A 12,830-nucleotide genomic window follows, 5' to 3' on the forward strand; every position below is an offset into this window, starting at 1 on the left:
CCCCTACGGCCTATGTTCAGCAAAAAGACAGCCCTGTTCTGGCATGTTTAGTTGCGCCCTTTAATTAAGGTCGTTATGACTATTTCCTGTTACTTAGTGAACGCTGTGACGACTTTCGCCATTACTTCATTAGTTGAAAAAACTACCATCAGGCGTCAGGGAGCGACGTTTTCATGACCCGCCTGAAACCCCTGCCGGTGTTATTACTGGCCTTCGTCGCGTTTTATCTATTGCCCCTGGGCCTGCACGGTTTGTGGATACCGGATGAAACCCGCTACGCCCAGATCAGCCAGGAGATGCTCCTGAGCGGCAACTGGGTGGCGCCGCACTTCATGGGCATCCGTTATTTCGAAAAACCCGCTGCCGGTTACTGGCTGATCGCCCTGGGCCAGGCCGTGTTTGGCCAGAACCTGTTCGGTGTACGCATCGCCTCGGCCCTGACCACTGGGTTGAGCGTGCTGCTTGCGTACCTGATCGCCCGCCGCCTGTGGAACGACCCACGCAAGAGTTTCGCCTGCGCCCTGCTCTACCTGAGCTTTGGCCTGGTGGCCGGGCAAGCGGGGTACTCCAACCTCGATCCGCAATTCACCTTGTGGGTCAACCTGAGCCTGGTGGCGCTGTGGTTTGCCCTCGACAGCAGCCTCCTGCGCAGCCGTCTGGGCGCCTGGGCCGTGCTGGGATTCGCCTGTGCCATGGGGTTCATGACCAAGGGTTTCCTGGCGTGGGCGCTGCCGGTACTGATTGCCGTGCCTTATATGCTCTGGCAACGGCGCCTGGGCGAGCTGCTGCGGTATGGCCCGTTGGCAATCGGCGTGGCCGTGCTGGTGTGTTTGCCCTGGGTGCTGGCGGTCCACACTCAGGAACCGGATTTCTGGCGCTTCTTTTTCTGGAATGAACACATCCGCCGCTTCAGTGCCGATAACGCGCAACACGTGCGGCCCTGGTGGTTCTTCCTGCCGATCATGGCGGTGGCTTGCCTGCCGTGGGCCGGGCTGCTGCCCAACACCCTGCACCAGGCCTGGAAAGAAAAGCGCCACCCGGCGATCGCCTTCCTGGCCCTTTGGCTGCTGTTGCCCCTGGGCTTGTTCAGCCTGAGCAACGGCAAGCTGCCGACCTACATCATGCCGTGCCTGCTGCCCCTGGCGTTGCTGATGGGGCATACCTTGAGCGACCTGGTCAGCCAAGGCAAAACCCAAGCCCTGTGCCTCAATGGCCTGTTCAACTTCGTGATCGGCATGGCCGCCATGGTCGGCCTGATCTACCTGCAAATCGCCAGGCCGCTGTACAGCAACAGCCATGCCGAGATGTTCAGCCTGTCGCTGGCGTTTATCGTGCTGCTGGGCTGGATCCTTGCCAACCTGCTGCAGGCCTTGCGTCCGCTGACGTTGTGGGCGATGCCGGCCCTGGGCATCGGCCTGCTGGTGATCCTGCTGCCGGCGAGCATGCCGGCGCAGATCGCGGATAACGAAATGCCCGACCAATTTGTGCTGGAGCATCTGGATGAGTTGCAGCACACCCACGCACTGCTGAGCAATGAACTGGAGAGCGCCAGCGCATTGGCCTGGCGCCTGCAACGCGCCGACGTGGTGCTGTATGACACCGAAGGCGAGTTGCGTTACGGCTTGCAGTACGCTGGTGCCGTAAAACGCAAAGTGGGGTTGGAACAGGTTCAGGGCTGGCTCAAAGAAGCACGCCAGCACGGCTCGGTCGGCGTGCTGCTGCGGGTCAACAGCACCAGTGAAATGCGCGAGGCCGGGCAATTGCCGCCCGGAGGCAAACGCTATCACAAGGGCTACCTGGAACTTATCCTCTACCCGCAGGCGCCATGATGCCGGGTTATTTCAAGACCGAACGCGGCGCCCTGCTGCTGTTGCTGGGCGTCTCGGCCCTGCTGCTGCTCACCGGCCTGGGCGCGCGTGACCTGTGGGGCCCGGAAACCCGCTGGGCGAATATCGCCTTGCAGATGCTGCAGAGCGGTGACTATTTCGACCCGTACCTCAAGGGCCTGCCGTATTACGACAAACCCCTGCCCTCCTACTGGCTGATCACCGGCGCGGCCCACCTGATGGGGGGCCTTGGTCCCTGGTCGTTGCGCCTGCCGTCGGTGATCGGCGCGTGGTTGAGTGTGTGGCTGGTGTACCTGCTCGGCGAGCAACGCTACAAGCGCCACCTCAATCTGCGCCTGGTGCTGGCCGTGCTGATCGCCGCCGCAGTGTATGCGGTGCCGTTCGTGCTGTCGCACGTCTACGGCGCACCGACCTATGGCGCGAGCGGCCTGGCGTTGGTGTTCCGGGAAAACGTGGTGCGTTTCTTCGACCCGTTCGACCATATGGGGCCGATCTACACCTACCTGATCTACCTGCCCGCCTACACGCTGCCCTGGACTCCGTGCTGGTTGCTCGGCCTGTGGCTGGCCGTGCGCCACTGGCGCCACACCGCGCCGAACGCGCGCTGGCTGGTGTGGGGCCTGGGCCTGCTGTTTGTGTTCTTCACCGCCAGCGGCAGCCGGCGCAGCTACTACGTGCTGCCGCTGGTGCCCTTTGCCCAATTGCTGGCGGCGTGGTGGCTGAGCGAGCGCGTGTTGAAAAAGCCCGCCATCTGGCCGCGCTGGCAGAAGGGTCTGGGGATCGCTGCCGCACTCATGCTGTTGATACTCGGCGTGGCCTATCCCTGGTCTAACGGCAACGGCGGCGTGACCCGCTTCGCCGAAGATGTGCAAGCCGAGGCCGTGAAAAGCGCGCCCTGGAACCAATGGCAGATGGTGCTGGTGGAAGTCGACAACAAGGTCCCGATGTACCTGCAAAATGGCGGCAAGCCGTTCTACTACATCGCCGAGACCCAGGACTTTCCCCGCCAGGGTGACACAGCCGCCTTCATGGCCTGGCTGGAAAAAACCAGCGGCCAAGGCTTTGACCCGCAACGTACGATCATCGTCGCGCAGTTCTCCAAGGACGATCCGACGCCGCTGGCGTATTTGGGTGCGGATCATCAGGTGATCACGACCCGGCCGGACAATGGCGAGCGGCTGTTTCACAAGCGTGACGAGGGCAGTGTCGCGTTTATCCCTGCGTCACGCTGATAGCTGCGTATCAGGTGTGCTTGTACCGCGCTGGGCGGGGCGTGGGGACAGTGAGCCGCTTGATCATGGAAAACAGGTTTTGGGGTGAACAGGCTTTTTGTGGCCTTATTTCGGTGGAACCACCGCCTCCGCCTCTATTTCGATCAACCACTCCGGCAACGAAAGCCCACTGACAATAATCCAGGACGACGGCGGCGGGTTATGGGGGAAGCGCTCACGGAGCGCCCGGGCTATGAGTTCCTGCTGATCACGCGCGGATTCGACGATATACAGCCGCAGCATCACCACATGGGACAAGTCACCCTCGACCTCGGCCAGGATCTTTTCGATATTGTCCAACGCCGTAGCGGTTTGCTCGGCCATGCCTGGACCCACGGTACGCTCCTGGGCGTCCACACCTACCTGGCCGGAAAGCAGAATACGCCGGCCATCAGGCACTTCGATGGCTTGGCTGAAGCCGTATTGCAAGGAGTTGAATACGCTCTTGGGATTGATGACCTTGGGTTGCATGACGCGTCCTTGTTGTCGGTAGGAGTGCAAGGCTAACGTTAAAAGTCTTACGTCTCCAGGAGAGGGCTTTGGGTGATGAAGATGAGCAGGTCCATCGGACCGCTCTTACGCAACTTTCGGGTTGCGTCTGATCCACCTCGCCGCTAACCTTCGCGGGTCGCTGCAAATTCAGCGAATGGGTGTGGTAGCCCAGTTCTTTCATAGACCCCAAAACGCTCAAGGGCGTTTTTTTGTGCGGGCTGCTTTGTGGCGGCTGTGCATGGGAGGCTTCGGCCTGCCGGGTTTCTATGACCGGTCTACCACCCCGTGTACAGTCGCCTCCTGACTTCGTGTGGTAGCGAAATGGAGGTGCTCATTCATAGGAGCTTCGCCATGAAAAAAGTCACACCCAATCCCCCGCCATACACCTCGGATGACAACCCGCAAATACCCCCCGATGTCATCTTCACCGTCCGTCCCGGCCTGAGTACGGAAGCCGCCTTGAGTAACGCCAGCGAGATGCTTGAATCGGCCACGGTCTGCGCGTACGACTGCGCCGAACGTCTTGACAGTCACAACCGCAGGCAGGTGCTGGCAGTGGTGCAGATGATCGAGATTGCGCCGTTATTGGTGGATGAAGCCCTTAACCGGGAATGCCCGGCGGCCTGATCACACAGCGCAAACTCAAGCAGCACAGCAGAGCCCCAGTGGGAGTTGTCGAGCTAAAGCTCGACAGCTCTTAACTTCAAATAACTTACTGATTTAAAAGGGTTAAAATTTCACCCTGACGTCGTGAGTCTTGCATACACAATTTCAGGCGACCGCATTCCTGTGGCGAGCGGGCTTGTCCCGCGCTGGGCTGCGCAGCAGCCCCAAAACCAGGCGCAGAGGCGTACCTGACACACCGCATTCGTCTTCATCAGGGCCGCTTCGCAGCCCAACGCGGGACAAGCCCGCTCGCCACAGAGGTCCCCGTTTGCTGCGCGACAGCGCTACGTCGAGCAGGATAAATACGCTGACGCTACCAACCTCCCATCGCCAGGCTGAACGGCGAAAACGCCTCGAACTGCCACCGTAACGCCAACGCCGCCGGGCGGCGGACCACGTGGTCCACGGTCACCGTCCATAGCCGCTGCGCGCCTTCGAAGCGGGCGACTTCAGGTCCGTCGAGGATCAACGAAGTACGCCCGGCGATCTGCAGCACGTCGCCCGATTCAAAGTCGATAAACAACAACCCCGCCACCGGGTTGGCCGCCAGGTTGCCCAGGGTGTTGAAGAACAGGTTGCCGGCAAAATCCGGGATGGTCAGCACATTGCCCTGCACGCGCACAAAGCCGGTGTTGCCGCCGCGATGGGAAACGTCCACCGAGCGTTCACCGTTGACCTCGACGTAGCTGGCGACGAAGAAGGTGTCGGCGTAGCGGAGCATCGCTTGGGCGGCGGCGTCGAGGCCGTCCATGTGCTCAACTTTCGTGCCGGGTTTACGCGCGATCCCATCGACCGGCCGCAGTTGGATGTATTTGGGGCAATTGCCGTAGCTCTGCACCACATCGACCGATAAGCCATCGTGATCGAGCGCGCCGACACGGCCGTTCATACGGTTGCGGCGACGGGTGTTCAGGTCGATGCCGAGCAGGCCCACTGCGGCGCCCTTGTGCAAGGCCGCGCGGGCCGGGTCGCTGGCAGACGGCAGGCTGTCAATCTGCAACGTATAAGGATCGGGAGAGTGGACGAACCCCGGCGCGCCTTCAATCAGGGTCGCCCAGGGAATCCCCTGTTCATCCACCACGCCGAGCACCAGGTACGGCAACAAGGGATAGAAATCTCGATGCTGCTCCGGCAGGTGATCGCGTATCACCTTGGGCCCGACCACGGCCATGCGCTCGGCCACGCCGACCGCTGCTTGTAACTGCCGTTCGCCGGCATGCCAGGGGGATTGTTCGACGGGGTTCATGGTGATCACCTCAAGTTGAATGCCCTGATGCGGCGCCGATCACTGGAATTACCAGGTTTTACAATCCAGCATTTCAGCGGGTGAAACAATCACTCGCCAAACAATTCGACGATCAGCGTAAACAGCGTGGTCTTCACTGCGCTGTCCAACTCGGTCCAGGCCAATCCCGTGCTGGCCTGGAACGCTCCCAACACCAGCGGCCGCGAAACGCAATGGGCTGGTAACGCCCGCGCGGCCTGCTGTGGCAATACACCGACGCCCAACCCGGCGCAGACCAGCGCGAGCATGGTGGTGAACTCGCCCAGTTCGGACGCGATCTGCAGGGGGATGCCCACGGCCTGGATAAATTCGTCGTAGAACCCCGGCGCATACCGCCGCGCGAGGATGTACACCGGCACGTCGAGCAGGTCACCGGGCTGGATCGAATCCTGCGTGGCCAACGGATGATCCATCGGCAAGGCCACGCAGAACGGCTCGCGCAACACCACGCGGGTCTGCACCCCAGGGTAGGCGGCGGGCAGGCGCATCAAGCCGAAATCCAGGCGGCCATTTTTCAACGCGGCGGCTTGATCAGGGCCGGGCATGTCCTTGAGCCCCAGCTCGATCCGCGGGTAGCGCTGATGCACCGTGCGGATCAACTCGGGCAACAGTTGGGGCAATACCGACGACACAAAGCCCAGGCGCACCCGGCCGATTTCCCCCCGGTTGGAGGCTCGTGCTGCATCCGCCGCCCGCGCGGCCTGATGCAGGGTCGCCTGGGCTTCGGGCAGGAACACCCGACCGGCATCGGTCAAGGTCACCGAGTGGCGATTGCGGTCCAGCAGGCGTACGCCCAGGCCACTTTCGAGCAGCTTGATCTGCATGCTCAGCGCCGGTTGCACAATCGACAACTGCGCCGCCGCCCGGCCGAAATGCAGCTCCTGGGCCAGTACCACAAAGGCGCGCAAGTGCTTGAGTTCCATCCAGCCTCCCCGGTTATCACGGATATTGATCAGCCGATCATAAATGAACATTGGACCTGCGCCCTATACCGGCGTGAAGTTAAGCCCATCAGCCAACGTTTTGATTATCACAAGCACGCCCGGAGAAATATGCCCATGCCAAGCGTTCTAGACACCTTTCGCCTCGATGGCCGGCTGGCGCTGGTCACCGGCTCCAGTGCCGGTATCGGCCTGGCCATCGCCCGAGGCCTGGCCCAGGCCGGTGCGCGGGTGGTGCTCAACGGGCGTAACCGCAGCACGTTGCGCGACGCCGCCGCGCTGCTGACCCTTGAAGGCCTGGAGGTGCATACCCAAGCGTTCGATGTGACCGACAGCGCGGCGATCCAAGTCGGCGTGGCCGCTATCGAGGAACGCCTCGGGCCCTTGGACATCCTGGTGAACAACGCCGGCATGCAGCGCCGTGGGCCGTTGGAGGACTACAGCGAGCAGCATTGGCGCGAACTGATCAGCACCAACCTCGACAGCGCCTTCCTCGTGGGCCAGGCTGTGGCGCGCGCGATGATCCCGCGCAAGCGGGGGCGCATCATCAATATTTGTTCGGTGCAAAGCGAATTGGGCCGCCCCGGCATCGCGCCGTATGCGGCGAGCAAAGGCGCGTTGAAGATGCTCACCAAGGGCATGGCCATCGACTGGGGCCCGCACGGGTTGACAGTCAACGGTATCGGCCCCGGCTACTTCAAGACCGAGTTGAACGCCAACCTGGTGGCCAACCCCGAGTTCAGCGACTGGCTGGTGCAACGTACGCCGAGCCGCCGCTGGGGCGACGTCGCCGAATTGGCCGGTGCGGCGGTGTTCCTGGCCAGCGATGCCGCGAGTTTCGTCAACGGTCATATCCTCTATGTCGACGGTGGCATCACCGCGTCGCTGTAACCCTGGAGAACCTTATGCACGCCATTGTCTGCCACGCCTCAAAAGACCTGCGGGTCAGCCCCCAGGACGAACCCCACACCCTGGGCCCCGAGCAACTGCGCGTGCGCATCGCCCGCGGCGGTATCTGCGGCTCGGACTTGCACTACTACCAGCACGGCGGCTTCGGCACGGTGCGCCTGCGCGAGCCGATGGTGCTCGGCCATGAAGTGTCGGCAGTGATCGACGCCGTGGGCGCGGACGCCGGCCGGTTCAAGGTCGGCCAGCGCATTGCCGTATCGCCGTCGCGTCCATGCGGCGCTTGCCGTTATTGCCATCAAGGCCTGCCCAACCATTGCCTGGACATGCGCTTCTACGGCAGCGCGATGCCCTTCCCGCATATCCAGGGCGCGTTTCGCCAGCGCCTGGTGATCGAGACGCATCAGGCCCATGTGCTGGCCGATCACGTCAGCCTCGCCGAAGGTGCACTGGCCGAGCCGTTGTCGGTGGGGTTGCATGCGATCCAACGGGCCGGCGCAGTGTTTGGCAAGCGCGTGCTGGTGACCGGTTGCGGCCCCATCGGCAACCTGCTGATCGGCAGCCTGCGCGCCGCCGGTGCCGCTGAAATCGTCGCGGTGGACCTGTCCGCCAGCGCCCTGGCCTGCGCGGAAAAAATGGGCGCCACGCGCACCCATAACATCGCCGACGGCATCGATGCGCTCAAACGCTACACCGCCGAGAAGGGTTACTTCGAGGTGATGTTCGAAGTCTCCGGCAGTGCCCAGGCCCTGCGTAACGGCCTGGACTGCATCGCCCCGCGCGGCGTGCTGGTCACCGTCGGCTTGGGCGGTGAGGTGTCGCTGCCGCTGAACCTGCTGGTCAGCCGCGAGATCGACCTGCGCGGCACCTTCCGCTTCCACAGCGAATTTGCCCAGGCGGTGGACTTGCTCAATCGCCAGATCATCGACGTGCGCCCGGTGATCTCCCACACGGTGCCGTTCGAGCAGGCGGTGCAGGCGTTTGAACTGGCGGCGGACAAGACTCAGGCGATGAAGGTGGTGCTGGATTTTGGCGTAGCGGACGTGGAGTAAGGCCTACCCGCTTTCGGTCAGATACCCCCCCTCGACCTCAAGTGCGCGAATCCTAAGGTAATCTGCGGCGATCACCTTAGGATCGACATGAACCAGATACACCGTCCCCGGCTGACTGAACACGTCCTGCGTCGCACCCATTTGTTGTCCATTGTCGACGTAGAAAACTGCATCGAAGAACGACTCAAGTTTGAGCAGCTCTTTCAAAAATAGATCCTTATCGAAACAGCCATTTGAACGGTTGATCAGGCAGACATTATAGGTATGTTGCAACAGTGGATAGTCGGCCTCCCTTGCCAGCAATTGTGCAAAAAACTCCGGCTCGGCGATGGATAAAGCCACAGCTTCAATCTGCCCCAGACCGGTGGTTTGCCTGGATACACCGGGACGCAGAATACCGTCGGTTCGTGCAGCAACTTCTACCAGTTTCGGCCCCTCTGCGGTGAACATGACTTCTGCATGACTGGGGCCGTTGCGAATACCCAGACACCGCACCACTGCCCGAGTGTAATCCACCAGCACCGGGTAAACCGATGAGTCAGGTCCGATCAACTCATCGATGTCATAGAGTACGCCGCCCTCTTTTGTGCGCTGTTTTTGGTACCTCACGACCTCGGTAACAAGCTGTTGACCATTGAGTGAAACCATATTCACCACATATTCCGTCCCCGCCAGGTACTCCTGAATCAGCACCTGCGTATTAGGTAGGTTCAACTTATTCGTTGCTCCCAACAGCTTGCCCACCGCAGTCTCGCAGGCCTGCCTATCCGCGCAGATGAACACACCATCGGCGCCTGCGCTGTCGAGGGGTTTTACCACGACAGGAAAGTGCCCATGGTCTTTGATCCAGCCGTCGGCTAACGCCCAACTGCCTGCAACGAACTGTCGGGGTGCGGGCAACTGAGCCTGGGAAACACATTGAATCATGTCGTACTTGTTTCGGCGGGCATTGGTCCTGTCGAAGTCATTACGATAGGGCAGTTGCAGTCCTTCATTTAATAGGTCAGCCAGGAGCACACCGGTTTCGGCACCGGCGATGATGAAGTCAGGCTTGAAGCATTCGACGCCCGCCAAGGTAGTCGTCATATTGCTATTGACAGTCATCTGCTCATAAATCGAAGGATCGAAGCCCTTGTAGTAGTAACTCTCCAAGGCTCCCGTTGACGCCACATGCATGAGCACACAACCCTTTTCACTCAACCGCTTCGCCACAAATTTTCCCGAAGAGAAACCATCAACCACGACCACTCTAATCATGTTGCCTCCTTCCTGATTGCATACATCGCCCGACCCGAAAGCAACAACACAATGACGCTGACCGCCACCACACTGGTCATGGAAAACTCCACTCTGGTATCCAGATATTGGAGTAACAGTACAAAGACAGGAAGTGTCAGCAAAACCAGGGAGACATGGATGGGTGTGAGGTAGTAGATGGTTTTCTGAATCAGGTAAATCGGCAACAAATGCCCGATCACAACCAGAACCACCATCGGCAGAATCAATTCGCGGTCGAGCGAAAAACTCACCTCGGAAGCAGGAATTGCGATGACGCAGACACCAATCATCGCCACGCTCCTGACAGCCAGTATTTCATGGACAGACCAATGGCGAGCGAACATCTCCTTGGAGAAAACCGTGTAAATGACGGTACCCAACGCGCAAACCATGACGCTGCCAATACCCAACAGTCGCTCCTCCACGGTAGTAGCGACCACACCGCTGTCACCGGCAAATGAATTGAACAACATGATCCCTACCGACGTGAGCACCAGACATGAAACCAGCGTATCTGCGAAGGCAGCCTTAGCACCGCGTTTAGTCAGCAGCGAGATAATCAACGTGAAGGCAGGGCCGCAGGCTACTGAGGCGACTCCGACCACTGCTGGCTCTAAATAACGCAACGCGTAAAACAGGCCTCCCCAGTTGAGTAGAACTGCAATATTGACGATAAAGACAAACGGCCAACAGGATCTAAACTTTGAAACCAAAGAACCTGCATCGCGATACAGTGCGCACACGATAAAAAACACTGCCGACGTTACAAAACAATAAAAAACAACGATCAGTGTATTGATCGATTGCGTGACATAAGCGACATACACATCGAATGCTGCACTGAGCAAGCAAAACACCAAGCCAATTATTACGCCCACCCTAAGCATATCTATCAACCGAAAAAAAAATACCGACCTATGAAATCACGTTCACACCTTCGTCTCTAACCACTATTTTCATAATGGTTTTCACATCAATACCTGTTTGTTTTTTAACCTTTTCAGCGCCATTATTCCCCACCTTTTCAACGGCACAAATAACGTCCACTAATTCGCCACCAGCACCTTTCACTGCATTGACCAGCGCAATCACTGCACCACCAGTACTCAACGTATCATCAATAAGAGTTACGCGATCACCAGCATTAACGCCATTAAGATACATACTTCCTTGAAAATATTCTGACTGCACATTAACCACCTGCTCATTGATACCCCCCAGACTGTAGGAATACCATCTCGCCATTGCCATAGGAATACCTGTAAGCAAAGAGACCGTCGTAGCAAGCGCAGCACCTTTATCTTCTTCAGTTACAATTTTTGAAACATTAAAATCCATGAGCCTAACGATTTTTTGAGCCACCTCCATTAATACCTCCGGCCTTAATGCCGGAATTTGATCAGTAAACTCGTTTACGGTAGTCAATGCTGCACCAGAGTTCACAACTCTGGCATTCCTATAAACCTCTTCAAGTAACATCATTCACCTCACTGTATTCTGGATAAACACCATCCCAGCGACTTGCGTACTTCCATGAACTATCAAAAAACAAGGTGACTATATTTTTTTTGTGGAATGTTCGTGCAAACTCATCGCAGACCAGCAAGTTCGCACCACAGGTCGGGCCAATTGGGATTTTTTCTTCGTCAATAAAGAGCCTCATTCGAGCCCATGCGTCTGAGCCTTCAATCACTCGGACCTCATCAACGAGTTCAGAGATTGTATTAGCTGACAAGACTCCGGCACCGAGCCCCATTAAATTATGAGGGCGATGTTCAAAAGCCAAGTGATGCCTTTCTGCAAACAATGGAGCAGAATAATTGACTTCAAGCCCTACGGTTCTAATTTCGCTGTACTCTCGCTTCAAGACCTCAGCAATACCAGAAAACGTTCCACCCGTGCCTATCGAGCAAACAAAAAAATCAGGTACTACGCCATGCACCTTCAGGTCCCGTACTATTTCTTCACCACAGACCTTCCAACTTTGCCTGTTCAATAAATTGCTGGACTGATCCAGAAAATAACTTTCTCTCGCCGAGTTCTCCGCTTGATAACGTTTGGCTCGGAGTACGGCTTCTGATAAAAAACCTTCTCTTGGCGTTTCAACTATTTCAGCCCCATAAGAGCGTATTTGAGCTTTCCGTTCCTCAGTCATACCTTCTGGCATAAAGATTTTAACCTTATAGCCTTTTAGCCTTCCGATCCACGCAAGTGCTGCTCCACCATTCCCGGTAGAACAATCTATCAAGGTCATGCCCGGCCAAATGACGCCGGCCTCTTCCAATCGGCTAACAATATTTAGATAAGTCCTGTCCTTGTGACTTCCTGAGGGATTCAAAAACTCACACTTAGAAAAAACCTTGTTGCCATTTATCGAGAGTGTTTTCAACTCTATAAGTGGCGTACCACCAATATCTGCGAGCTCCATTCTGAAGCCCCCTATCCTCGACATAGAATACTTGAACGCTAACAGATTACTTCACAGACAAATAGCTAGCCGAACGGATAGGTAGTTTCAAGTTCGAAGTAGCGACCTGAGTGTAGGATTTTCCTGCAAACAATCCCTGCAAGAACTAGGATGCTGTCGACCCTTTGCCCACGGTACGTGCGACGCCCACGCCCCGCCGCCGACAGCCCGGCGATCAGGGTCATTGCGCACATCAACGGCAGTACCACATACCAGTAGGCGAACTCGAACACCCATCCCAGCAGGTAACCGATGACCAACAGTTGCACCGCGGTGCGCACCGTTGACCAGGATCAGCGAAGCGGCGATGCCCATGTCCAGGGCGGTGAGGTTCTGATAGTTCACGGCTGGGCCGCCTCGCTCAACACCCCGGCACTCATCTGCCAGTGGATGTCGCTCATGCGCCGGGCCTGGTCGAGGTCGTGGGGTCGAGGGCGGTGGTGGGTTCGTCCAGCAGCACCTCGGGGTTGAGTTGCAGGGTGCGGATCAGCGAGACCACCTAGGCCTCGCCACCCGACAGGTCCAACGCGTTCTTCGTCAAAAAATCGGCTGCCTTGTGAGGGCGTGGGTCTCGATCAGTGCGCGCATGGACGCGGTGTTCCTCTTAAAACCTGTTGGGCGTAAT

At 58.2% G+C, this 12,830-nt stretch carries 12 protein-coding genes and 2 pseudogenes; 5 read left to right on the plus strand and 9 right to left on the minus strand.

The genetic code is table 11. From position 1 onward, the window contains the following. Positions 1-173: 173 nt before the first annotated feature. Both arnT and HDC32_RS06165 read left to right on the plus strand, forming a co-directional pair. Positions 174-1,829 (plus strand): lipid IV(A) 4-amino-4-deoxy-L-arabinosyltransferase, encoded by a 1,656-nt coding sequence (gene arnT / locus HDC32_RS06160; RefSeq protein WP_145336217.1) that lies wholly within the window; start codon positions 174-176, stop codon positions 1,827-1,829. Next, positions 1,829-3,079: a glycosyltransferase family 39 protein gene (locus HDC32_RS06165; protein ID WP_184742972.1), complete on the plus strand. Its 1,251-nt coding sequence runs from the start codon at positions 1,829-1,831 to the stop codon at positions 3,077-3,079. Before arnT ends, HDC32_RS06165 begins: the two co-directional genes overlap by 1 nt. A 105-nt stretch (positions 3,080-3,184) precedes the next feature. Here the strand turns inward: HDC32_RS06165 and HDC32_RS06170 are convergent, their stop codons facing one another. Continuing rightward, positions 3,185-3,589: a RidA family protein gene (locus tag HDC32_RS06170; protein WP_131698213.1), complete on the minus strand. Its 405-nt coding sequence runs from the start codon at positions 3,587-3,589 to the stop codon at positions 3,185-3,187. 372 nt (positions 3,590-3,961) lie between these two features. Here HDC32_RS06170 and HDC32_RS06175 point away from each other — a divergent pair, with 372 nt between their 5' ends. Next, positions 3,962-4,237 (plus strand): DUF6124 family protein, encoded by a 276-nt coding sequence (locus tag HDC32_RS06175; protein WP_184742975.1) that lies wholly within the window; start codon positions 3,962-3,964, stop codon positions 4,235-4,237. A gap of 352 nt (positions 4,238-4,589) precedes the next feature. Here the strand turns inward: HDC32_RS06175 and HDC32_RS06180 are convergent, their stop codons facing one another. Both HDC32_RS06180 and HDC32_RS06185 read right to left on the minus strand, forming a co-directional pair. Continuing rightward, a complete protein-coding gene (locus HDC32_RS06180) occupies positions 4,590-5,522 on the minus strand; it encodes a pyridoxamine 5'-phosphate oxidase family protein (protein ID WP_184742978.1) in 933 nt (310 codons plus the stop codon). Positions 5,523-5,611: 89 nt separating this feature from the next. Then, on the minus strand, positions 5,612-6,484 hold the full coding sequence (locus HDC32_RS06185; RefSeq protein ID WP_184744113.1) for a LysR family transcriptional regulator: 873 nt from the start codon (positions 6,482-6,484) through the stop codon (positions 5,612-5,614). 135 nt (positions 6,485-6,619) lie between these two features. Here HDC32_RS06185 and HDC32_RS06190 point away from each other — a divergent pair, with 135 nt between their 5' ends. Both HDC32_RS06190 and HDC32_RS06195 read left to right on the plus strand, forming a co-directional pair. Continuing rightward, the gene (locus tag HDC32_RS06190; RefSeq protein ID WP_145336225.1) at positions 6,620-7,393 is read left to right on the plus strand and encodes a glucose 1-dehydrogenase; all 774 of its coding nucleotides are present in this window, start codon (positions 6,620-6,622) and stop codon (positions 7,391-7,393) included. Positions 7,394-7,407: 14 nt separating this feature from the next. Next, the gene (locus tag HDC32_RS06195; RefSeq protein WP_184742980.1) at positions 7,408-8,460 is read left to right on the plus strand and encodes an L-idonate 5-dehydrogenase; all 1,053 of its coding nucleotides are present in this window, start codon (positions 7,408-7,410) and stop codon (positions 8,458-8,460) included. A 3-nt stretch (positions 8,461-8,463) separates the two neighbouring features. Here the strand turns inward: HDC32_RS06195 and HDC32_RS06200 are convergent, their stop codons facing one another. The 6 genes and pseudogenes from HDC32_RS06200 to HDC32_RS06225 form a co-directional block, all read right to left on the minus strand. Then, on the minus strand, positions 8,464-9,717 hold the full coding sequence (locus HDC32_RS06200) for an ATP-grasp domain-containing protein (RefSeq protein WP_184742982.1): 1,254 nt from the start codon (positions 9,715-9,717) through the stop codon (positions 8,464-8,466). After that, positions 9,714-10,595, minus strand: coding sequence for a DMT family transporter (locus HDC32_RS06205; protein WP_311771961.1), 882 nt, complete (start codon positions 10,593-10,595; stop codon positions 9,714-9,716). The genes HDC32_RS06200 and HDC32_RS06205 overlap by 4 nt, the downstream gene beginning before the upstream one ends. 58 nt (positions 10,596-10,653) lie before the next feature. Further along, positions 10,654-11,220, minus strand: a complete 567-nt coding sequence (locus tag HDC32_RS06210) for a phosphoribosyltransferase family protein (RefSeq protein WP_167655754.1) — start codon at positions 11,218-11,220, stop codon at positions 10,654-10,656. Then, positions 11,207-12,166, minus strand: coding sequence for a cysteine synthase family protein (locus HDC32_RS06215; protein WP_184742988.1), 960 nt, complete (start codon positions 12,164-12,166; stop codon positions 11,207-11,209). The genes HDC32_RS06210 and HDC32_RS06215 overlap by 14 nt, the downstream gene beginning before the upstream one ends. A gap of 134 nt (positions 12,167-12,300) precedes the next feature. Further along, a pseudogene (locus HDC32_RS06220) lies at positions 12,301-12,550 on the minus strand (ABC transporter permease); the annotation flags it as partial. Then, positions 12,547-12,761, minus strand: a pseudogene (locus HDC32_RS06225) (ABC transporter ATP-binding protein); the annotation flags it as partial. The pseudogenes HDC32_RS06220 and HDC32_RS06225, both read right to left, overlap by 4 nt. Between the last annotated feature and the right edge of the window lie 69 nt (positions 12,762-12,830).

Source organism: Pseudomonas sp. JAI120, from assembly GCF_014207255.1.
Classification (GTDB): domain Bacteria; phylum Pseudomonadota; class Gammaproteobacteria; order Pseudomonadales; family Pseudomonadaceae; genus Aquipseudomonas.

What these genes read in the sequence shown, in the direction of transcription:
- HDC32_RS06215 (WP_184742988.1), bottom strand. Translation starts at nt 12,166, where the DNA reads ATGGAGCTCGCAGATATTGGTGGTACGCCACTTATAGAGTTGAAAACA.
- HDC32_RS06210 (WP_167655754.1), bottom strand. Translation starts at nt 11,220, where the DNA reads ATGATGTTACTTGAAGAGGTTTATAGGAATGCCAGAGTTGTGAACTCT.
- HDC32_RS06165 (WP_184742972.1), top strand. Translation starts at nt 1,829, where the DNA reads ATGCCGGGTTATTTCAAGACCGAACGCGGCGCCCTGCTGCTGTTGCTG.
- arnT (WP_145336217.1), top strand. Translation starts at nt 174, where the DNA reads ATGACCCGCCTGAAACCCCTGCCGGTGTTATTACTGGCCTTCGTCGCG.
- HDC32_RS06190 (WP_145336225.1), top strand. Translation starts at nt 6,620, where the DNA reads ATGCCAAGCGTTCTAGACACCTTTCGCCTCGATGGCCGGCTGGCGCTG.
- HDC32_RS06195 (WP_184742980.1), top strand. Translation starts at nt 7,408, where the DNA reads ATGCACGCCATTGTCTGCCACGCCTCAAAAGACCTGCGGGTCAGCCCC.
- HDC32_RS06180 (WP_184742978.1), bottom strand. Translation starts at nt 5,522, where the DNA reads ATGAACCCCGTCGAACAATCCCCCTGGCATGCCGGCGAACGGCAGTTA.
- HDC32_RS06170 (WP_131698213.1), bottom strand. Translation starts at nt 3,589, where the DNA reads ATGCAACCCAAGGTCATCAATCCCAAGAGCGTATTCAACTCCTTGCAA.
- HDC32_RS06185 (WP_184744113.1), bottom strand. Translation starts at nt 6,484, where the DNA reads ATGGAACTCAAGCACTTGCGCGCCTTTGTGGTACTGGCCCAGGAGCTG.
- HDC32_RS06200 (WP_184742982.1), bottom strand. Translation starts at nt 9,717, where the DNA reads ATGATTAGAGTGGTCGTGGTTGATGGTTTCTCTTCGGGAAAATTTGTG.
- HDC32_RS06175 (WP_184742975.1), top strand. Translation starts at nt 3,962, where the DNA reads ATGAAAAAAGTCACACCCAATCCCCCGCCATACACCTCGGATGACAAC.